This is a genomic window from Pseudomonas fildesensis (genome assembly GCF_001050345.1).
GTDB lineage: Bacteria > Pseudomonadota > Gammaproteobacteria > Pseudomonadales > Pseudomonadaceae > Aquipseudomonas > Aquipseudomonas fildesensis.
This window is the reverse complement of the sequence record NZ_LFMW01000002.1, coordinates 141732-162714: the sequence shown is the minus strand read 5'-3', so window position 1 is coordinate 162714 and position 20983 is coordinate 141732. Positions and strand designations below refer to the sequence as shown.

Sequence of the window (20983 nt, the reverse complement as noted above, 5' to 3'; positions counted from 1 at the left end):
GATTTTATGCGTCGCGCCCTGCTCTTCGCTTTTGCGCTATTCGCTTTGCCTGCCGTGCAAGCAGCAGAACTTCACCCTTTCTCCGCCAGCTACACCGCTGACTGGAAACAGTTGCCGATGAGTGGTTCGGCTGAACGCAGCCTGACCAAGAGTGACAACGGCACCTGGACCTTGAACTTCAAGGCTTCCATGATGATTGCCAGCCTCACTGAAACCAGTGTGATCCGCTTCGACAAAGATGCCCTGCAGCCCGTGAGCTACAGCTTCGAACGCGGCGGCCTCGGCAAGGCGAAGAAGATCAACCTGGACTTCGACCAGACGGCCAAGAAAGTCACCGGCTTTGAGAACAAAGACCCGGTCAACGTAGCCCTGCAAAGCGGCATGCTCGACAAGTCGACCTACCAGTTGGCGCTGCAGCGTGATGTCGCTGCCGGCAAAAAGAGCATGAGCTACAACGTGGTGGAAGGCACTGACGTCGACACCTACGACTTCCGCGTGATCGGCCCGGAAAAAGTCCAGACCAAGGTGGGCGCCATTGACGCGATCAAGGTTGAGCGCGTACGTGACCCGACTCAAAGCAAGCGCATCACCCAGATGTGGTTCGCCAAGGACCTGGGTGGCATCCTGGTAGCCCTGCGTCAGGTGGAAACCGACGGCAAGGAATACAACATCATGCTGCTGGACGGTACCGTTGACGGCAAAGCCATCAAGGGCAGCTGATTGCGTTGATGTGCTGAAAAGAGCCTCGCTGAATGCGGGGCTTTTTTTCGCCCGCTCGTTCCTACGCCCTGCGTGGGAATGCCGCCTGGGACGCTCCCGCAGTCAACGCAGGGGAAAATCTTGCGCACGGATGACGCGGAGCGTCACGGGATGCATTCCCACGCGGAGCGTGGGAACGATCAACGATCAATCAGCGTGGGAACGATCAAAGCCCTGCGCAAACATGAAACTTTTGTCATAAAACTCAGGCGCCTGCGACGCAATGTCGCGGTTTACGTGGCCTGCGAGACTGTTGCGTTTCCTGCAACTAATTGTTGCACGCAAAAGCAGTTTACGTAGCAAGCTAACAAAACATATAACAAAAGCCTGCGACGACTTGCCGCAGACCCACCAGAGATTGGAGCAAGCAGATGACTGTAAAAGTAACTGAGCGCGACGACGAGCATATGTCCCACGAAGCACTGGGCCATGGGATTCACATCTGGGATGTACATCAACAAGACCTGCTGGTCGGCATGTTTCACAACGAGAGTGACGCTCATAATTATAAAAACGAGCTCGAAACCCTTGAGATGAAACGCCAGGCACAAAGCTCCTGAATATTTGCAGGATTCAGGTACAAGGCCCACGCAGCCCGATGCCTGAAAACACAAACCCCGCCTCTTGAGCGGGGTTTGTAATTTTTTGGGTTTGCTTCGCAGCCCAACACAGGGCAAGCCTGCTCGCCACAACAAGCCCCCTCGCCACAATTTGTTTCTACAGCCTTACCACATCAGGTCATCCGGGATTTGGTAGGCCGCATACGGATCGTCCTCATCCGGCACCTGGCTTTCGGTGAGGATATTGAGCTGCACGATACGCTCCGGTGCGCGCTCCTGGATCTTCAGCGCCGCCTCGCGCGGGATCACCTCGTAGCTACCGCCGTGATGCACGATCGCCAGGGAGCCGTTGCTCAGCTTGTTGCGCATCAGCGTGTTGACCGACAGGCGCTTGACCTTCTTGTCATCCACGAAGTTGTAGTAGTCCTCGGTGGTCAGCTTGGGCAGGCGCGAGGTCTCGATCAATTGCTTGACCTGGGCCGTGCGGGCCTTGGCCTCGGCTTTTTCCTGCTGCTGGCGGTTCAGCTCCTGGTCGCGCTTGACCTTCTCGGCGTGCGCTGCAATGGCCAGTCGGGCCTGGGAGTCATCAGCCTCTGCCTGGCCTTTATGCACCAGACGCTGCTGCTTTTGCTTGTCCTTGCCGACCTGCTTGGCCTGCTTTTGGTTGACCAGGCCTGCTTTTAGCAACTGGTCACGAAGGGAAATGCTCATGGTGCTTACTCACTTAGGCAGCCGCTCAACCGCAGCTGGACATGTTCTTTTCCTGACGTTTGGCTTCGCCCCACAGGGCGTCCAACTCTTCGAGGGTGCAATCTTCTATGGGACGGTGGGTATCGCGCAATGCCTGTTCGATAAATCGGAAACGTCGTTCGAATTTGGCATTGGCGCCGCGCAAGGCAGTTTCCGGGTCAACCTTGAGATGACGGGCCAGGTTGACCGCCGCAAACAGCAGGTCACCGACCTCATCGGCAATGGCCACTGAGTCGTTATCGGCCATGGCTTCGAGCACTTCATCCAACTCTTCGCGCACGTTATCCACCACCGGCAAGGCAGCCGGCCAATCAAAACCGACCTGGCTGGCGCGCTTTTGCAATTTGGCGGCACGGGACAAGGACGGCAAGGCGGTGGGCACATCGTCCAGCAGGGAAAGCTGCTCCGGCGCGGAGGCCTTTTCTGCACGCTCCTCGGCCTTGATCTGCTCCCAGCGTTCCTTGACCTGCTCCTCGCTCAGTTGCGGGATGTCCAGCGGCGCATACAGATCGCCCGTCGGGAACACATGAGGATGGCGACGAATCAGCTTGCGGGTGATGCTGTCGACCACCCCGGCAAATTCGAACCGCCCTTCTTCCCGTGCCAACTGGCTGTAATACACGACTTGAAACAACAGGTCGCCCAACTCACCCTGCAGGTGATCAAAGTCGCCGCGCTCAATGGCGTCGGCGACTTCGTAGGCCTCTTCCAGGGTGTGCGGGACGATGCTCGCGTAGGTTTGCTTGATGTCCCACGGGCACCCGTATTGCGGGTCCCGCAGGCGGTTCATCAGGTGCAGCAGGTCTTCAAGTGAATACATCGTTGTGGGTCCGACTAAATTGGCGTGCCGCAGATCAAATGTGGGAGGGGGCTTGCTCCCGATAGCCGTCTGTCAGTTGACACATCTGCTGACTGAAGCACTGCTATCGGGAGCAAGCCCCCTCCCACATTTTTGACCGCATCATGGCGTGCGATTACGCCGGGTCTCGATGATGTTCGGCAACTGGGAAATCCGTCCCAGCAACCGCCCCAGCGCATCCAGCCCCGGAATCTCGATGGTCAGAGACATCAACGCAGTGTTGTCCTCCTTGTTCGAGCGGGTGTTGACCGCCAGCACGTTGATCCGCTCATTGAGCAGCACTTGCGAGACGTCACGCAGCAAGCCGGAACGGTCGTAGGCACGAATAATGATGTCCACCGGATAGGTGAGCACCGGCACCGGGCCCCAGCTGACCTGGATGATCCGCTCCGGCTCACGCCCGCCCAGTTGCAGCACCGACGCGCAGTCCTGGCGGTGAATGCTCACCCCACGGCCCTGGGTGATGTAACCGACGATGGCGTCGCCCGGCAACGGCTGGCAGCAACCGGCCATTTGCGTCATCAGGTTGCCCACGCCCTGGATCTGGATATCGCCGCGCTTGCCGGGCTTGTAGCCGATGGCTTTGCGTGGAATCAGCTCCAGCTGTTCGCTGCCGCGCTCCGGCTCAACCAGTTGCTGGGCCAGGTTGACCAGTTGCGCCAGGCGCAGGTCGCCGGCCCCGAGGGCGGCAAACATGTCTTCGGCAATCTTCATGTTGGCCTTTTCGGCCAGCTTGTCGAAGTCCACCTGAGGCAGGCCCAGGCGCCCCAGTTCGCGCTCGAGCAAGGTCTTGCCGGCGGCGACGTTCTGGTCGCGCGCCTGCAGCTTGAACCAGTGGACGATTTTAGCCCGTGCCCGCGAGGTGGTGATGTAGCCCAGGTTCGGGTTCAGCCAGTCGCGGCTCGGCGTACCGTGCTTGCTGGTGATGATCTCGACCTGTTCACCGGTCTGCAGGCTGTAGTTGAGCGGCACAATGCGCCCGTTGATCTTGGCGCCCCGGCAGTTGTGGCCGATTTCGGTGTGCACGCGGTAGGCAAAATCCAGCGGCGTAGAGCCCTTCGGCAAGTCGATAGCGTGGCCGTCGGGGGTAAATATGTAGACGCGATCCGGCTCGATATCCACCCGCAACTGGTCCGCCAGGCCGCCGATGTCGCCGAGTTCTTCGTGCCACTCCAGCACTTGGCGCAGCCAGGAGATTTTCTCTTCGTACTGGTTGGACCCGGCCTTGACGTCGGTGCCCTTGTAGCGCCAGTGCGCGCAAACCCCCAGCTCCGCCTCTTCGTGCATGGCGTGGGTGCGGATCTGCACTTCCAGCACCTTGCCCTCGGGGCCGATCACTGCGGTGTGCAGCGAGCGATAGCCGTTTTCCTTGGGGTTGGCGATGTAGTCGTCGAATTCCTTGGGGATGTGCCGCCACAGGGTGTGGACGATGCCAAGCGCGGTGTAGCAGTCGCGCATTTCCGGCACCAGCACCCGTACGGCGCGCACGTCGTAGATCTGGCTGAAGGCCAGGCCCTTGCGCTGCATTTTGCGCCAGATGGAGTAGATGTGTTTGGCACGGCCGCTGATGTCGGCGTCGACACCGGTGGCCTGCAACTCGGAACGCAGTTGGCCCATCACGTCGCTGATGAAGCGCTCACGGTCGAGCCGCCGCTCGTGCAGCAGCGTGGCAATCTGTTTGTATTGATCGGGTTCGAGGTAGCGGAAGGACAGGTCCTCCAGCTCCCACTTGATATGGCCGATACCCAGGCGGTGCGCCAGCGGCGCGTAGATGTCGAAGACTTCGCGGGCGACGCGGTTGCGTTTCTCGTCGTCAGCGGTCTTAACCGCACGGATCGCGCAGGTGCGTTCGGCCAGCTTGATCAGCGCGACGCGCACGTCGTCGACCATCGCCACCAGCATCTTGCGCAGGTTTTCCAACTGGCCTTGGGTGCCCAGCACCATCGACTGGCGCGGGCTGAGGCTGGCACTGATGGCCGCCATGCGCAGCACGCCGTCGATCAGCTTGGCCACCACGGCGCCGAAGCGCTGGCCAACGGTGTCCAACGGGATGTGCCCTTCACGCACGCCGCGATAGAGCACGGCGGCGATCAGCGAATCCTGGTCCAGCTTGAGATCAGCAAGGATCTCGGCGATTTCCAACCCGGTACGAAAGCTTGAAGTGCCCTCCGCCCACAGGTTCTTGGCCGCATTGTCTTGCTGTTCAGACTCACGAGCGAACTCGCAGGCTGCTTTCAAGGCTTCACGGTCCAGTGCCGGGTCGACACTGACGGCATGATCCAGCCATGCCTCGAGATTGATACTACCGTCGGTGTTGATCGGCTGGTGTGCTCTCACCTGTACCATCTTGCTTACCTTCCCTACGACGCACCTTTGATGCGCCAAAAAATCATCGCTGACCTGCTTTATCACTAAAGCTTGAACACACTCCCTGGCAGGTCACGGCCCTGGAGAATGCAGGCCAGTCGGATTAAACGGGCATCCTAGCCCGCTTCAAATAACGCCATGGCCTCGACATGTGCTGTTTGCGGAAACATGTCGAGGATCCCGGCACGCTTTAGCCGGTAGCCTTGCTTGACCAACTCAACCGTGTCCCGCGCCAGCGTGGCTGGGTTGCAGGACACATACACCAGGCGCTTGGCCCCCAGGGTGGCGAGCTTGCGCACGACCTCCAGGGCACCATCACGGGGTGGGTCCAAGAGTACCGCAGAAAAGCCCTGTTGGGCCCATTGCGCGTCAGTCAAAGGCTGAGACAAATCGGCCTGAAAAAACTGCACATTATGCAAATTGTTGCTTGAAGCGTTGAGCGCCGCGCGGTCTACCATGGTCTGCACACCTTCCACCGCCACCACTTCGCGCACTTGGCGAGCGAGTGGCAAGGCAAAGTTGCCCAGGCCGCAAAACAGGTCCAGCACCCGTTCATCGGGTTGCGGCGCCAGCCATTGCATGGCCTGGGCGACCATCGCCTCGTTGACGCCTGCGTTGACCTGGACAAAATCTCCTGGCCGATAGGCCAGCTCCAGACCCCACTGTTCCAATCGATAGCCAAGGGCTTGATCGGGCTCAACCGGTTCCGGCTGGCCCTCGCCATGCAGCCACAATTGGGCTTCATGGAAGGCACAAAATTCTTTCAGGACCAGCAGGTCCGCCTCGGACAACGGCGCCATATGCCGCAGCAGCACGGCGATGGACGAACCACTGAACAACTCCACATGCCCCAACGCCTGAGGTTTGCTCAAGCGGCGCAGCATGTTCGGCAAGCGCTGCATGATCGGTTGCAAGGCCTGTACCAGCACCGGGCAATCATCGATGGCGACGATGTCCTGGCTGGCCACGGCGCGAAAACCCACTTCCAGTTTTTTCGCCTTGCCATCCCAACGCACAGCCACGCGGGCACGGCGTCGGTAAGCGAATTCCGGTCCACTCAACGGCGCTGCCCACTCTTGCGGTTCGACACCGGCCACACGGGAAAATTGCTCTGCAAGCATGCGCTGTTTCAGGGCGAGTTGTTCGTCATGGGGCAAGTGCTGCACGCTGCAACCACCGCAACGACCGAAGTGCGCGCAGGGCGCCGGGCGGCGCAGTTCGCTGGCTTTGAAAACGCGCTCGGTGCGGGCCTCGACCACTTTACCGTGGGCGCCCAGCACGCGTGCTTCGACTTCTTCGCCGGCCAGCGCACCGTTGACGAACCACGTGCGACCTTCAAAGAACACGATGCCACGGCCATCATTGGCCAGGCGCTCGATGGTCAGGCGTTGTTTCTTGCCCACTGGAATCTGTGGGGCCCGGCTGCCGCCCGTCGGTTGGAAGCGCAGGCCTCTCTCGTGCTTGGCCATCAGTTAGGTTCGTCGAAAATGCCGGTCGACAAGTAACGGTCGCCTCGGTCACAGATGATCGCGACGATCACCGCGTTTTCCACTTCCTGGGACAAGCGCAACATGCCGGCCACGGCACCGCCGGACGACACGCCACAGAAGATGCCCTCTTCACGCGCCAGTCGGCGGGTGGTGTCTTCGGCTTCACGCTGGGCCATGTCGATGATGCGGTCCACACGCGTCGCGTTGTAGATCTTCGGCAAGTACTCTTCGGGCCAGCGACGAATGCCTGGGATAGCCGAGCCTTCCATCGGTTGCAGGCCAACGATCTGGATCGCCGGGTTCTGCTCCTTGAGGTAGCGCGAGTTGCCCATGATGGTGCCGGTGGTGCCCATGGAGCTGACGAAATGGGTGATGGTGCCCTGGGTCTGGCGCCAGATTTCCGGACCGGTGGTGGTGTAGTGCGCTTCAGGGTTGTCCCCATTGGCGAACTGGTCCAGCACCTGGCCACGGCCTTCGGCGGCCATGCGCTCAGCGAGGTCGCGAGCGCCTTCCATGCCCTCTTCCTGGGTGACCAGCACCAGCTCGGCGCCATAGGCGGTCATCGCCGCCTTGCGCTCGGCGCTGCCGTTGTCGGGCATGATCAGCACCATCTTGTAACCCTTGATCGCGGCAGCCATGGCCAGGGCGATCCCGGTGTTACCCGAGGTGGCTTCGATCAGGGTGTCGCCGGGCTTGATCTGCCCGCGCAACTCGGCACGGGTGATCATCGACAGCGCCGGGCGGTCCTTGACCGAACCCGCGGGGTTGTTCCCTTCGAGCTTGAGCAACAGGGTATTGCTGGTTTCACCCGCCATGCGTTGCAAGCGGACCAGGGGCGTATTGCCGACGCAATCGGCGATTGTAGGGTACTGCAAGGTCATGGCGTATTCGCAATCCAGACTGCGGGGGCGAACATCATACCGGGAAAGGCTGGCGGGCCATATCACGCAAAGTGCGGTGCTTATGGCTTACAGGAATAAGCAAGAAATGTGGCGACCTTGAGGGCCTCATCGGGAGCAAGCCCCCTCCCACATTTGATCTGCATTGACGACAGAGCGATATGCACACTCCGATCCAATGTGGGAGGGGGCTTGCTCCCGATGGCCGCGACTCGGTGAGCCTGCTAGCCAAGCCGTCCGTCGCCATGATTTCTCTGAAAAACATCTTCGCCCATCGCCGCAATCTGCCCTTCGATCAACGCTTCAAAGGGCCTGAGCAACGGATCAAAAGATGTCGGCGCTTCCAACACCTGTAACGCCTGCACAATCGCCTCCACCGTCGACAGCGCACCAGGCCCCGGCGCCTTGCGCAATCGGTAGCGGGAAACCGCGCCCTCGGCCAGCGACACGCGAGGCAGGGCCGCCAGCAACGGATTGAGGTGCAATAACTTGCGCGCCTTGCGCCAAGTGCCATCCGGCACCACCAATAACAGCGGTTGATCGTCCGGCGCATAGGCCTGCAGAAGCTGGGCATCGTCAGCGGGAAACAGCAGGCGTGCCTGATAACCGGGCGGGTTTAATAACGTGGCCAGGTCTTCGAACACCTCCCCCACTACCAACTGCGCATTGTTCAACCCCAACGCCGCCAACCGCGCGGTATTCAGCGCGTGGTTGACCTCGCTCGGATGCTGCAACAGCAACACGCGGGTGCGGCTGTCGAGGTTGGGGATCAGCGCGCACAGGCAGTGGGTGAAGGGCCTGAGGCAGCGGGTGCATTGGGGTCTGGACATGGTTTTCAGGCCTGGTTGAGCTGGGCTTTGAGTAGATCGCGGAAGGTCTGGATAAGCGGCTCGCGGCTGCGACCCCGGCGCATGATCATCGAGAACGGCGCCTGGTAGCCGAAAGTCGCCGGCAGCAATACACGCAGGTCGCCCTTGTCGGCCCACGCCTGGGCGTAATGCTCGGGCAGGTAGCCGATGTAGGCGCCGGACAGCACCAGGATCAGCTGCGCCTCCATACTTTCCACCGTCGCCGCGCTGTGTTTAAAGCCGTGGCGCGCCAGTTCGGCTTGGCTCCAGTAGCCGCGACCGACCATGCGTTGCTGGGTGATCACCTGCTCGGGGATACGCCGCTCGCTGAACAGCGGATGCCGCGTGCTGCAATACAGCCAGTGCTGCTCGCGGTACAGCGGCATATAGATCAGCCCGCTCATGCGGTTGGAGAAAGCGCCGATGGCCAGATCCAGGCGGTTGTCCTGCACGCCGAGTTGCAGCTCGTAAGGGCTCATCACCGACAAATGCAGGTGCACCGCCGGATGTTCCAGGCTGTACGCGCCGATCACTTCGGCGAACGGCAAGGCTTTGTCACTGACAGTGGAGTCGAGCACGCCCAGCTTGAGGGTGCCGCGCAATTCGCCTTTCAACGCGGCGGCGTATTGCTCGAAGCCTTCCAGCTCGCCCAGCAGGCGCAGGGTCTCCTGATGGAACAGCTCGCCCTTGCTGGTCAGGCTGAACCCGCCCCGGCCGCGATGGCACAGCACCAGGCCCAACGCCGATTCCAGTTGGCTCATGTACGTGCTGATGGCCGAGGTCGACAGGTTGAGTTCGTGCTGGGCGTTGGCGAACCCCTGGTGCCGCACGACGCTGACGAAAATGCGCAGGAGTTTCAGGTCGGGCAAGGCGCTGGCCATAGGCTCTCCAAGTGTCTTGTGGCGAGCGGGCTTGCCACAACACGCCAGCCCGCCAGCACAGTCTACCTGCCGGCATTAGTTTAGAAAAATCTGAACTAAGTATTTGCCTCTGCCGATTCTTCCCGCCCCGGGCTTTTCGCAGAATCGGCCCCTAATAAACAAAACAACGATGAGGCAATCCCGTGGACAAGATTTTCCACCAACCACTGGGCGGCAACGAAATGCCGCGCTTCGCCGGCATCGCCACCATGATGCGTCTTCCCCATTTGCAGTCGGCCAAGGGCCTGGATGCAGCCTTTGTCGGCGTGCCCCTGGACATCGGCACCTCGCTGCGCGCCGGCACCCGCTTCGGGCCCCGAGAGATTCGCGCCGAATCAGTGATGATCCGCCCGTACAACATGGCCACCGGCGCGGCGCCGTTTGACTCGCTGTCGGTGGCCGACATCGGCGACGTCGCCATCAACACCTTCAACCTGCTCGACGCCGTGCGCATCATCGAAGAAGCCTACGATGAGATCCTCGAGCACAACGTAGTGCCGATGACCCTGGGCGGCGACCACACCATCACCCTGCCGATCCTGAGGGCGATCCACAAGAAACACGGCAAGGTCGGGCTGGTACACATCGATGCCCACGCCGACGTCAACGACCATATGTTCGGCGAAAAAATAGCCCACGGCACCACCTTCCGCCGCGCGGTGGAAGAAGGTTTGCTCGACTGCGATCGCGTGGTCCAGATCGGCCTGCGCGCCCAGGGCTACACCGCTGAAGACTTCAACTGGAGCCGCAAACAGGGCTTTCGTGTGGTCCAGGCCGAAGAATGCTGGCACCACTCCCTCGCGCCGTTGATGACCGAAGTGCGTGAAAAAGTCGGCGGCGGTCCGGTCTACCTGAGCTTCGACATCGACGGCATCGACCCGGCCTGGGCGCCTGGCACCGGCACCCCGGAAATCGGCGGCCTGACCACTATCCAGGCAATCGAAATCATCCGTGGCTGCCAGGGCCTCGACCTGATTGGTTGCGATCTGGTAGAAGTTTCGCCGCCCTACGACACCACCGGCAATACCTCGCTGCTGGGCGCCAACCTGCTGTACGAGATGCTCTGCGTACTGCCCGGCGTGACGCACCGCTGATGAGTGCCCACGACGTATTGAAAGCGGCGGCCGACCTGGTGTCGGCCTTCGCCCGCAATGACCGCGCCGCTTACTTCGGCGCGTTCACGGCCGATGCCAGTTTTGTGTTCTACACCCTCCCCCAGCCGCTGCTCAGTCGCGATGCCTACCAGGCGTTGTGGGACAGCTGGCGCCGGGACGAGGGGTTCGAGGTGCTGTCGTGCACGTCGAGCAACGCTTTTGTCAGCCTGCAGGGTGACGTGGCGATTTTCATGCATGACGTGGCCACCGAGTTGCGCATGAACGGGGAGCAATTTTTCAGCCAGGAACGCGAGACCATTGTCTTCAAACGACAAGGATCTCAAACACAACAACAAGGCCTGTGGCTGGCCTGTCACGAACATTTGTCCGCTATGCCGGAAGGGCTGCCGCCCCCTTAGCCAATGTGATCGGAGCTGATCATGAATAATAAAAACAACGAAAAAAGTATTCGCAGCATAGAAACCAACGGGGTCGAACAGATCCCGGACCACGAACGTACCGCCGGTCCCAACGACCTGTTTCGCCTGATCTTCGGCGGTGCCAATACCTTTGCCACTGCGGTACTGGGCTCGTTTCCGGTGCTGTTTGGCTTGTCGTTTCAGGCCGGTGTCTGGGCGATTGTGCTGGGCGTGCTGGTGGGTGCGGTGATCCTCGCGCCCATGGGTTTGTTCGGGCCGATCAACGGCACCAACAACGCGGTGTCTTCCGGTGCGCACTTTGGGGTGCACGGCCGGATCGTCGGATCGTTTCTGTCGCTGCTGACGGCGATTGCCTTCTTCTCACTGTCGGTGTGGAGTTCAGGCGATGCGCTGGTCGGTGGTGCGAAACGCCTGATCGGCCTGCCGGAAACCGACCTGACCCTGGGCCTGGCCTACGGCGTGTTCGCCCTTCTCGTACTGACCGTGTGCATCTACGGCTTTCGCTTCATGCTGTGGGTCAACCGCATTGCGGTGTGGGCGGCAAGCCTGCTGTTTCTGCTGGGGGTCTTCGCCTTTGCGCCAGCCTTCGACAGCCAATTCGCCGGCACTGTAGCGCTGGGCCAGACTGGCTTCTGGGCGGCGTTTATCGGCGCCGCGCTGGTGGCCATGAGCAACCCGATTTCCTTCGGTGCGTTCCTCGGTGACTGGTCACGCTACATCCCGCGTGAGACGCCGAAAATGCGCATCATGCTGGCCGTGGTCGCCGCGCAGATCGCCACGTTGATCCCGTTCCTGTTCGGCCTGGCTACCGCGACCATCGTGGCGATCAAGGCACCGGACTACATCGCGGCCAACAATTACGTCGGCGGTTTGCTGGCAGTCGCGCCCACCTGGTTTTTCCTGCCGGTGTGCCTGATCGCGGTGATCGGCGGCATGTCCACCGGCACCACCTCGCTGTATGGCACGGGGCTGGACATGTCCAGTGTGTTCCCGCGCGTATTGTCACGGGTCAAGGCCACGCTGCTGATTGGGGTGATGTCGATTGCCTTCATCTTTATCGGACGTTTCGCCGCCAACCTGGTGCAGAGCGTGTCGACCTTCGCCGTGCTGATCATCACCTGCACCACGCCGTGGATGGTGATCATGATCATCGGCCTGATCGTGCGCCGTGGCTTCTACTGCCCGGACGACCTGCAGGTGTTCACGCGTGGTGAAACCGGCGGGCGCTACTGGTTCAGCCATGGCTGGAACTGGCGCGGGCTGGGGGCCTGGATTCCGAGTGCGCTGGTGGGCCTGTGCTTCGTCAACCTGCCGGGGCAGTTTGTCGGGCCGCTGGGCAACCTGGCCGGTGGCATCGATATCAGCTTGCCGGTCACGCTGGGGCTGGCCTCGGTGGTGTACCTGAGCTTGCTTCGCTCGTTCCCGGAACCGGCCGCCGTCTACGGGCCCGCTGTTGTGGCGAGGGAGCTTGTCGAATCGTCGCACAGTCCCGCTGGGCTGCGAAGCAGCCCCAAAAAAGCCGGCTCCAGCTTCGCTGTCGAACGGGAGCAAGCGCCCTCGCCACAGCAAGCTCCCTCGCCGCGACAAGCACCTTCACCACAATAAAAAATAATCGGAGAACCGCCGTCATGGCTTTGGATTTATTCGTCGTACTCACCTACGCCGCCGGTATGCTCGTGCTCGGCTATTACGGCATGCGCCGCGCCAAGACCCACGAGGACTACCTCGTCGCGGGTCGCAACCTGGGCCCAACGCTGTATATGGGCACCATGGCGGCCACGGTACTGGGCGGCGCGTCCACCGTCGGCACTGTGCGCCTGGGGTATGTGCACGGTATCTCCGGCTTCTGGCTCTGCGCCGCACTGGGCATGGGGATCATTGCGCTGAACCTGTTCCTGGCAAAGCCGCTGCTGAAGCTGAAAATTTTCACCGTCACCCAGGTCCTGGAAAAGCGCTACAACCCCATGGCCCGCCAGGCCAGTGCGGTGATCATGCTGGCCTACGCGCTGATGATCGGCGTGACTTCGATCCTGGCCATCGGCACCGTGTTGCAGGTGCTGTTCGGCCTGCCGTTCTGGATTTCGGTGTTGTTGGGCGGTGGTGTGGTGGTGGTCTACTCGACCATCGGTGGCATGTGGTCGCTGACCCTCACCGACATCGTGCAATTCGTGATCAAGACCGTCGGCCTGATGTTTATCCTGCTGCCAATCTGCCTGTACCGCGTCGGCGGCTGGGACGAACTGGTGACCAAGTTACCCGCATCGAGCTTCAGCTTCACCGCGATCGGCTGGGACACGATCATCACCTATTTCATGATCTACTTTTTCGGCATCCTGATCGGCCAGGACATCTGGCAACGGGTGTTCACCGCGCGTGACGAAAAGGTCGCCCAGTACGCAGGCACTTTCGCCGGTTTCTACTGCATCCTCTACGGCCTGGCCTGTGCACTGATCGGCATGGCAGCGCATGTGCTGATCCCGGACCTGGACAACGTCAACAACGCGTTTGCGGCCATCGTCAAAGTGTCGCTGCCGGACGGGATTCGTGGCCTGGTGATTGCGGCTGCACTGGCGGCGATGATGTCCACCGCCAGCGCCGGTTTGCTCGCTGCCTCCACCGTCTTGACCGAAGACCTGCTGCCGCGCCTGCGTGGCGGTAAACAGTCGAGCCTGAACATCAACCGCCTGTTCACGATGCTCACCGGTATCGCCGTGCTGGGTATCGCCCTGGTGGTAAACGATGTGATCAGCGCACTGACCCTGGCCTATAACTCGTTGGTGGGCGGCATGCTGATCCCGCTGATTGGCGCGATCTTCTGGAAACGCGCGACAACATCGGGGGCGATCACGTCCATGACGCTGGGCTTCGTGACCGCGCTGGTGTTCATGATCAAAGATGGGTTGGATGCGAACACACCGATCTACTACAGCCTGGCGGTGGCGTTGGTGAGTTTTGTGGTGGTGAGTTTGTTGTCGCGCCGGCCGGAGGCATCGGTAGCTCGGGCGGCTTGAGAAATACCAGCAATTAGAGCGGTTTCTTCAGCGGGTGCAACGTCGGATGTTGCACCCGTTTTTTTGCCTGGCATAAAACCAAATGTGGGAGCTGGCTTGCTCGCGAATGCGGTGTATCAGTCAACCTTTCATCGACTGACACACCGCCTTCTCGAGCAAGCCAGCTCCCACATGTTTAATCCTGCTGCGAACCGAGCTTATCTGCGACGTGGCCGACGCTGCTCGTCATCCGTACGAATCGGCACTGGCTGCAGCGGAGGCTCGATCAAGCCCAGCGCAACGCCAAGGTCATGGAGCCAGGTTTGAATTTTCTCTTTCATGATTGCCCCCTTTGAGGGTAGTGCGGATCGGCGAAAATTCTGTCGCCGCTTCCTACAGATAGTAGCTCTATGTCTTACGTATTGCTTGAACGAAACCACAACGAACTATTACTGAATTGATCCAAATCCTGACGGTTCGTTCAAGCAGTTGCGCGTGTATCGTGCAGGAACTCCGACTTGCCAGCTTGCTGCAGGTCAATCCATGCATTGAGGTTAGCGCCGAGCATACCCTTTCGCCACATCAACCAGGTGGTCGCAGTGGCAAAAGGCCCCATCAGCGGATGAACGGACACGCTGTCCTTGCCGGGCAGGCTGTCGAGCATGGATTCGGACATCAAGGCCACCCCGGAACCGGCGATGACACAGGCGAGCATGCCTTGATAAGACTCGATCTCAATGGCCCGGCCCATGGCCACGCGCTCGTGGGAAAACCAGGTTTCCAGCCGCGCGCGGTACGAGCAACTGCGGCGAAAGGTAAATACCGAACGCCCGGCGACATCCTGGGGACCGAGAACGGGTGGGTGGTCAGCCTCGCAAATCAGCACCAGACGCTCTTCGCATAACGGCACACCATCCAATGTGGCGATAGTCAGCGGGCCATCCACCATGGCCGCATCCAGGCGCCCGGTGATCAAGCCTTCCAGCAACTCTCCGCTGGGCGCTGATTGCACCTGCAAGTTCACCATTGGATACGCCTTGTGGTAACGCGCCAGCAGCTTCGGTAAATGAATCGCCGCCGTGCTGTACATGCTGCCCAGCACAAAGTCGCCGGCCGGCTGCCCGCCCTGCACGGCGCCGTGGGCTTCGTCATGCAGCGCCAGCAGACGGGTGCTGTAGTCCAGCAACACTTTGCCTGCAGGAGAAAGCTGCAGACGCTGGCGTTCGCGGACGAACAGCTCTACGCCGAGCTGTTCCTCCATCTGTTTGAGCCGGGTCGACAGGTTCGATGGCACGCGGTGTAAACGCTCGGCAGCGCGGGTTATGGAGCCCTCTTCTGCCACGGCCTGGAAAATCCGCAATTGACTGAACTCCACACCTTTCTCCAAAACTGAACAAGTTACTCACTATTATTCATTTTTACAGAAAGTAAAACCTCTTTAGCCTGCACGTATTCGCTTCCATGCAGGAAACCTGAACATGTCCCCCCTGATTCGTTTACTCGCCAGCTTTATCGCCCTGATGATGACCATGGGCATTGGCCGCTTCGCACTCACCCCGCAGATGCCGCATCTGCTCAGTGAAGGGCAGATCGACCTGACGGGCGCCGGCCTGATCGCCGCCGCCAATTACCTGGGCTATTTCGTCGGCGCGGTGGACTCGACTTTCGCGCGCAGCCATCACCATGTGCGCGGGCGTTTGTACGGCGGGCTTTGGCTGTGCGTGTTGCTGACGCTGGCGTCGTACTGGGCACACGGGTTCTGGCCGCATCTGCTGTTGCGCTTCGGAACCGGCGTGGCGAGTGCCTGGGCGCTGGTGATGATTACCAGTTTGAGCCAGCCGCTGGCGATTGCCGCCGGCCGCCCTCGCCTGGGAGCCCTGGTGTTTGCCGGGCCTGGACTGGGGATTCTGTTGACCGGGCTACTGGCGTTAGGCTCGAACCTGTTGGGGAAAAGCTCCGCAACCTTGTGGTTGGTGTATGGCGGGGTAGCATTGGTGATGCTGCTGGCGATTCTGCCCTTCCTACCGAAACCGGCCGCCGGCAGTGCACCTGTCGCCAGCCATGCCGAGGTGAGCAGCAACGGCAGCATCGCGCATTTGTGCTGGATCTATATGTTGTACGGCCTGGGCTACATCATTCCGGCGACGTTTCTGTCGCAGATGGCCAATGCACAATTCAACGGTGCCTGGCAGGCCGATCTGTTCTGGCCATGCTTTGGCCTGGCGGCCGCGATTGGCGTGGTGGTGACCAGCCTGCGCCGCAAGAGCCCGACTACCACCCGCAACTGGCTGATGACGACGCTGTGGTTGCAAGCGGCCGGGGTATTCGTTTGCTTGCTGGGCAATGGCTGGGGCTTGGCGCTGGGGGTGTTGCTGTGCGGTGGGTCGTTCCTGGCGTGCATGCAGTTGGTGATGGCGCGCTTGCGTGAGGTCGCGCCCCACGGCTACCAGCGCAACACTGGGCTGCTGACCGCCAGCTTTGCCCTCGGCCAATTGAGCGGCCCGCTGCTGGCGTCGGTGAGCAGCCACCTGAGCGGCGGGCTGCAACCGGCGTTGGTGATCGCCGGCTGCGGCCTGTTGTTGGCGGGCTCGGTGTTACTGCGCCCCGCTTCTGAGGTCAGCCCGCAACCAAAGGCGCCGGTGCGCGAACCTGTTCACGCCGAGCGAGCCCCCAGAAAAATAGCCCACCCAGGAAGCACCCGGTAAACCAGGCGAAGTTGGCCATGCCCTGCAACGCGGGTGTGAAGGTAATCGCGACGCCCACCAGCGTCGCGGGTGCCAGCGCCTTGACCGCCGTCCAGTTCACGCCGCCGTCGAAGTAATAGCGCCCGCTCGGGCTGTCATCGAACAGCGCATCCACATCGATCTTCTGTTTTTTGATCAAGTAGAAATCCACCAGCAGGATGCCGAAAAGCGGCCCGATGAATGCGGCGAGGATGTCCAGGGTGTAGTGGATCATCAGCGGGTTGTTGAACAGGTTCCACGGGGTGATGAAGATCGACGCAACCGCCGCGATCATCCCGCCGGCGCGCCAGCTGATTTTGCTCGGAGCGACGTTGGCGAAGTCGAACGCAGGTGAAACAAAATTGGCGACAATATTGATGCCGATAGTGGCGGTGACAAAAGCAAAGGCGCCCAGCAGCACGGCCATGCTGTTGTCGATCCGCGACACGGTGGCAATCGGGTCATGTAGCATTTCGCCGAACACCGGCAAGGTGCCCGAAACAATCACCACGGTTACCAGGGAAAACGCCAGGAAATTCACCGGCAGCCCCCAGAAATTGCCACGCCGCACATCTTGCATGCTGCGGCAGTAGCGGCTGAAATCGCCAAAATTCAGGGTCGGCCCGGAAAAGTAGGACATCACAAGCGCCGTCGCCACAATCACTTGGCCGAACGCCTGCCAGCCCGACAGCGACTTTTCCGACAGGGTAAAGCTGATGTTGGCCCAGCCCGCCTTCCACACAATCCAGCCGGCCAGGGCGAACATCACTGCGTAGACCACCGGTCCCGCCCAATCGATAAAGCGGCGGATGGATTCCATGCCGGCCCAGAACACTGCTGCCTGCAATACCCATAAGCTGAGGAAACCAAACCACCCCAGGTAGGACAGGCCTGCAAAGTGCGGCTCTGCATACACCGCCATCTGTGGAAAAAAGCGCAGCACCACAATGATCAAGGCACTGGACGCCAGATACGTCTGAATCCCGTACCACGCTACAGCGATCAGGCCGCGAATCACTGCGGGAATATTCGCACCGAACACACCAAAGGCCAGCCGACAGATCACTGGATAAGGCACCGCAGCTTGCTGACTCGGCTTGGCCACCAGGTTGGCGATCAATTGCACGATGCAGATACCGGCGAGCAAGGCGATCAACACCTGCCAACTGGCCAGGCCAAGAGCGAACAGACTGGCGGCAAATACATAACCGCCGACGCTGTGCACGTCGCTCATCCAGAAGGCGAAGATGTTGTACCAGGTCCACTTCTGCGGCAGGGGGCCCAGGTCCTGGTTGTACAGGCGCGGGCTGTAGCCTTTGGGCAATTGTTCGGTCATCGCTGGGCTCCTCGAAATACCGGCCTGCGCTTCCGTAACGGGATGCATACGGGAGGTGGCCTGGTTTGTATACGAGGTATTCAGCAGAATGCGTGCCAATGGCACACAATCCCTTTGGAACTGCACTCCAAAGGGTTTTATGACAGGCTAGACGCAGGGGCTACGCTCAGCAACAGTGCACACAAATCCTGTACACAATCAGTTGCGCACCCGATGTGCACACAAGTGCCCAACCGTGCAGCATGCCGCCGTCAGGAACGTACCCCAGGCCATGTCCATGACCGCGAGCCCGGCAGACCAGCCTTGCAGCGTGGCCCAGTTGCTCAGGTCATAGGTGCCGTAGGCCACCAGCCCGAGCAAGGCACCGAGGCGCGCCGCGCGTTGCCAGCTGCCGCTTGGCAAGACCACGAACACCACACAACCAATGGCATAGAGGAGATAAAACAGGGCTGCGGGCAACAGACGAGGCTGATCCAGCATCAATGGGCCGAGCAGGGATTTGTAGGTCGGCCCCATGAAGACGCCGAGCCAGAGTCCGTCGAGCACCAAAAAGGCGAACAAGGTGCCGAGGTAACCGAATATGACTTTTTTGGACATTGACGCAACCTTCTGTAGGAGCGAGGCGCCCGCCTCGCGCCTACAAGAAGAGCAAACCGAACTCAGCTAAGTTCAATGCGATCCGCGTGAATCACAATCTGACCCTGCTTGTAGAGCGCACCAATGGCTTTCTTGAAGTTGCCTTTGCTCACGCCGAACAAGTTGCTGATCACCGCCGGGTCGCTCTTGTCGCTGACCGGCAAGCTGCCGTTGTTTTCACGCAACTTGGCGAGGATCTTCGAGTTGAGGCTCGAAGCCGCCTCCTGGCCGACTGGTTGCAGGCTCAGGCTGATGTTGCCATCGGCACGAATTTCCTTGATGAAGCCTTTCTCTTCCTTGCCCGGGCGCAGGAACTTGAACACTTCGTTCTTGTGGATCAGGCCCCAGTGCTTGTTGTTGATGATTGCCTTGAAGCCCATATCGGTCGCTTCGGCCACCAGCAGGTCGACTTCCTGGCCCACCTCATAGTTGGCGGGCGTCTTGTCGAGGTAGCGGTCAAGGCGCGCGGTGGCGGTGATGCGCCTGGTGTGCTTGTCGAGGTAGACGTGCACCACGCAGTACTCACCGGCCGTCATCTGACGTTTTTCTTCCGAATACGGCAGCAACAGATCCTTTGGCAAACCCCAGTCAAGGAACACACCAATGCTGTTGACTTCGACGACTTTCAAACTGGCAAATTCGCCGACTTGAACTTTGGGGGTTTCCGTCGTGGCGATAAGTTTGTCATCGCTGTCCAGATAAATGAAAACGTTGAGCCAGTCTTCATCTTCGCTGGGAATGTCTTTCGGGATATACCGATTAGGCAAGAGGATTTCACCGTCTTGCGCACCATCCAGGTACAAACCAAAGTTAGTGTGTTTAACCACTTGCAAGCTGTTGTAGCGCCCGACTAAAGCCATTTCCAATTACCCTCATTGCGTGGGCGGCATTCTACCCGAGTTGCGCCCGGCACGCGCGCGCGCCTGAAAAATCAAGGGCTGGCGTGGTGCTCTACTGGCACGTTCCCGCTCGTCTGATCAGCTGACTGAATTTTGCCACGGCTATCGGCCCTCAAAGGTCGAGTGTTTCGATTTAAAACAGCAAGTTAGAGGCTTATTTCGAAGATTGAATTAGGCTATTTTCACCGCGCCCACTTATTCCCGGAGGATATTTGCCAAGCAATTGTCAAGTATTTCCTGTACGATGCATGGCCAAGTTAATTTTTCTACAGGTTAGTGGCCGCCATGCGCGTAAAAGCATCCAACAGCAAAGCAAAGCCAGCTCCCGCCGTTGAAACCAGCGAATCGATCAACAACCAGATTGCTGCATTCCTCAAGTCCGGCGGCGAAATCCAGCAGATTGCCAAGGGCGTGAGCGGCCAGACTTTCGGCCCGTCCAAGCAGATCAGCCTGGGCAAGAAGTAATACCCGCGCAGCACACCTGGTCCCTAAGCGTCTTGCCTTCAAGGCGCTAGGACTAGAGCCCGAAACACCCTCTTGCTTCACACTCGAATGCGCTAATCGACGAACGGGCCTCACCTCCCGGCATTCGCCGGTATGCTTGCACACGTCTAGCACGGGCATCTGCCCGATTTTTCCGTCACTGCTCCTCGCTTTTCATGGAGTGAAGCATGCTTAAACCCTGCTTGTTTCTGATCGGCGCCCTTGCGGCGAGCCCCCTTGCGCAAGCGCAGATCTTCCAGCGCGAATTGGGTGACTTTGACCTGAAATTGGGCACCACGCCCAGCCGCAGCATGGCGCAGGGCCTCGTCAAGCCAACTTCTCCGGGCAGCGACTCGTTCCATGGAGGCCTCGATCTGAGCCACGACAGCGGCGTGTATTTCGGCCAATTCTCGCCAAACATGGGCCTTTCCTCGGCCAGCAACCTCGAAGTTGATTCCTACATGGGCTTCAAGCATCCCTTCGACCAGACCCTGGGTTACGAAGTCGGATTGATCCACTACAGCTACCCCACGCTCAGCCCCCTCGACAGCCAGGAGTTCTATGGCGGCCTGAACCTGTTGGGCAATCGCTTCGGTGCCTCTTTCAGCAATGACCCCGACCGAAAGGACAGCACGCTGTTTGCTGACCTCAGCGGCACGCAGCCTTTCGGCATCGGCGTCAGCATGAAGTACACCACGCACCAGCTGGGCACCCCGACCTCAGTCGAAGGCGGCTCAATAAGCTCGTTCAGTGACTGGTCGGTGCAGTTCTCCCGCGAGTGGATGGGTGTTGACCTGAACCTGATCTACAGCGACTCCAGCCTCAGCGGCGGTGACTGCTCGGCCTACTCCGGACACAATTCGCAATGCGACGGCCTGTTGACCTTGAAGGCCGCTCGGTCGTTTTATTGACGGGCTGAACTGTCGCGCC

21 protein-coding genes are annotated in these 20983 nt (G+C 60.1%); 9 read left to right on the top strand and 12 right to left on the bottom strand.

The window, feature by feature from the left end; translation table 11 throughout:
• The first annotated feature begins 6 nt into the window (after positions 1-6).
• Both ACR52_RS04005 and ACR52_RS04000 read left to right on the top strand, forming a co-directional pair.
• Positions 7-720, top strand: a complete 714-nt coding sequence (locus tag ACR52_RS04005) for a DUF3108 domain-containing protein (RefSeq protein ID WP_048720755.1) — start codon at positions 7-9, stop codon at positions 718-720.
• Between the two features lie 410 nt (positions 721-1130).
• Positions 1131-1319, top strand: a complete 189-nt coding sequence (locus tag ACR52_RS04000; protein ID WP_017845315.1) for a hypothetical protein — start codon at positions 1131-1133, stop codon at positions 1317-1319.
• Between the two features lie 165 nt (positions 1320-1484).
• Here the strand turns inward: ACR52_RS04000 and ACR52_RS03995 are convergent, their stop codons facing one another.
• From ACR52_RS03995 to ACR52_RS03965, 7 genes are all read right to left on the bottom strand, one after another.
• A complete protein-coding gene (locus tag ACR52_RS03995) occupies positions 1485-2030 on the bottom strand; it encodes a DUF2058 domain-containing protein (RefSeq protein WP_048720753.1) in 546 nt (181 codons plus the stop codon).
• Positions 2031-2055: 25 nt separating this feature from the next.
• The gene (gene mazG / locus ACR52_RS03990; RefSeq protein WP_048720751.1) at positions 2056-2889 is read right to left on the bottom strand and encodes a nucleoside triphosphate pyrophosphohydrolase; all 834 of its coding nucleotides are present in this window, start codon (positions 2887-2889) and stop codon (positions 2056-2058) included.
• A gap of 141 nt (positions 2890-3030) precedes the next feature.
• On the bottom strand, positions 3031-5274 hold the full coding sequence (gene relA / locus ACR52_RS03985) for a GTP diphosphokinase (protein ID WP_048720749.1): 2244 nt from the start codon (positions 5272-5274) through the stop codon (positions 3031-3033).
• Between the two features lie 137 nt (positions 5275-5411).
• Positions 5412-6764, bottom strand: coding sequence for a 23S rRNA (uracil(1939)-C(5))-methyltransferase RlmD (rlmD, locus tag ACR52_RS03980; RefSeq protein WP_048720745.1), 1353 nt, complete (start codon positions 6762-6764; stop codon positions 5412-5414).
• Positions 6764-7666: a cysteine synthase CysM gene (cysM, locus tag ACR52_RS03975; RefSeq protein ID WP_048720744.1), complete on the bottom strand. Its 903-nt coding sequence runs from the start codon at positions 7664-7666 to the stop codon at positions 6764-6766. The genes rlmD and cysM overlap by 1 nt, the downstream gene beginning before the upstream one ends.
• Before the next feature lie 242 nt (positions 7667-7908).
• Positions 7909-8514, bottom strand: coding sequence for a tRNA-uridine aminocarboxypropyltransferase (locus tag ACR52_RS03970; RefSeq protein ID WP_048720742.1), 606 nt, complete (start codon positions 8512-8514; stop codon positions 7909-7911).
• A gap of 5 nt (positions 8515-8519) precedes the next feature.
• Positions 8520-9413, bottom strand: coding sequence for a LysR family transcriptional regulator (locus ACR52_RS03965; protein WP_048720740.1), 894 nt, complete (start codon positions 9411-9413; stop codon positions 8520-8522).
• A 182-nt stretch (positions 9414-9595) separates the two neighbouring features.
• On the opposite strand from ACR52_RS03965, the gene speB reads away from it, so the two are divergent.
• The 4 genes from speB to ACR52_RS03945 are packed head-to-tail and all read left to right on the top strand — an operon-like array spanning position 9596 to position 13997.
• Entirely contained in the window at positions 9596-10546 is a 951-nt protein-coding gene (gene speB / locus ACR52_RS03960) for an agmatinase (protein ID WP_048720739.1), read from the top strand.
• Positions 10546-10965: a YybH family protein gene (locus tag ACR52_RS03955; RefSeq protein WP_048720737.1), complete on the top strand. Its 420-nt coding sequence runs from the start codon at positions 10546-10548 to the stop codon at positions 10963-10965. The genes speB and ACR52_RS03955 overlap by 1 nt, the downstream gene beginning before the upstream one ends.
• Before the next feature lie 21 nt (positions 10966-10986).
• The gene (locus ACR52_RS03950; RefSeq protein ID WP_048720735.1) at positions 10987-12591 is read left to right on the top strand and encodes a purine-cytosine permease family protein; all 1605 of its coding nucleotides are present in this window, start codon (positions 10987-10989) and stop codon (positions 12589-12591) included.
• 23 nt (positions 12592-12614) lie between these two features.
• A complete protein-coding gene (locus ACR52_RS03945; protein WP_048720733.1) occupies positions 12615-13997 on the top strand; it encodes a sodium:solute symporter in 1383 nt (460 codons plus the stop codon).
• A 197-nt stretch (positions 13998-14194) separates the two neighbouring features.
• Here ACR52_RS03945 and ACR52_RS31495 read toward each other — a convergent pair whose 3' ends face one another.
• Together ACR52_RS31495 and ptrR are read right to left on the bottom strand one after the other, a co-directional pair.
• Positions 14195-14317, bottom strand: coding sequence for a PA1414 family protein (locus ACR52_RS31495; protein ID WP_017737772.1), 123 nt, complete (start codon positions 14315-14317; stop codon positions 14195-14197).
• Between the two features lie 140 nt (positions 14318-14457).
• Positions 14458-15351: a putrescine utilization regulator PtrR gene (gene ptrR / locus ACR52_RS03940; RefSeq protein ID WP_048720731.1), complete on the bottom strand. Its 894-nt coding sequence runs from the start codon at positions 15349-15351 to the stop codon at positions 14458-14460.
• Positions 15352-15454: 103 nt separating this feature from the next.
• Here ptrR and ACR52_RS03935 point away from each other — a divergent pair, with 103 nt between their 5' ends.
• Complete coding sequence (locus ACR52_RS03935) at positions 15455-16681, top strand: MFS transporter (RefSeq protein ID WP_048720730.1); 1227 nt, start codon at positions 15455-15457, stop codon at positions 16679-16681.
• Here the strand turns inward: ACR52_RS03935 and ACR52_RS03930 are convergent.
• From ACR52_RS03930 to ACR52_RS03920, 3 genes are all read right to left on the bottom strand, one after another.
• On the bottom strand, positions 16593-18035 hold the full coding sequence (locus ACR52_RS03930) for an NCS1 family nucleobase:cation symporter-1 (protein WP_048720728.1): 1443 nt from the start codon (positions 18033-18035) through the stop codon (positions 16593-16595). The two genes, ACR52_RS03935 and ACR52_RS03930, sit on opposite strands and share 89 nt — an antisense overlap.
• A gap of 198 nt (positions 18036-18233) precedes the next feature.
• A complete protein-coding gene (locus ACR52_RS03925; RefSeq protein ID WP_048720726.1) occupies positions 18234-18632 on the bottom strand; it encodes a DUF2177 family protein in 399 nt (132 codons plus the stop codon).
• Between the two features lie 62 nt (positions 18633-18694).
• Complete coding sequence (locus ACR52_RS03920) at positions 18695-19531, bottom strand: CvfB family protein (RefSeq protein WP_048720724.1); 837 nt, start codon at positions 19529-19531, stop codon at positions 18695-18697.
• Between the two features lie 324 nt (positions 19532-19855).
• Between ACR52_RS03920 and ACR52_RS03915 the strand changes: the two genes are divergently transcribed.
• Positions 19856-20035 (top strand): hypothetical protein, encoded by a 180-nt coding sequence (locus tag ACR52_RS03915; protein WP_017527541.1) that lies wholly within the window; start codon positions 19856-19858, stop codon positions 20033-20035.
• A gap of 206 nt (positions 20036-20241) precedes the next feature.
• Positions 20242-20964, top strand: coding sequence for a TorF family putative porin (locus ACR52_RS03910; RefSeq protein ID WP_048720721.1), 723 nt, complete (start codon positions 20242-20244; stop codon positions 20962-20964).
• Positions 20965-20983 lie beyond the last annotated feature (19 nt).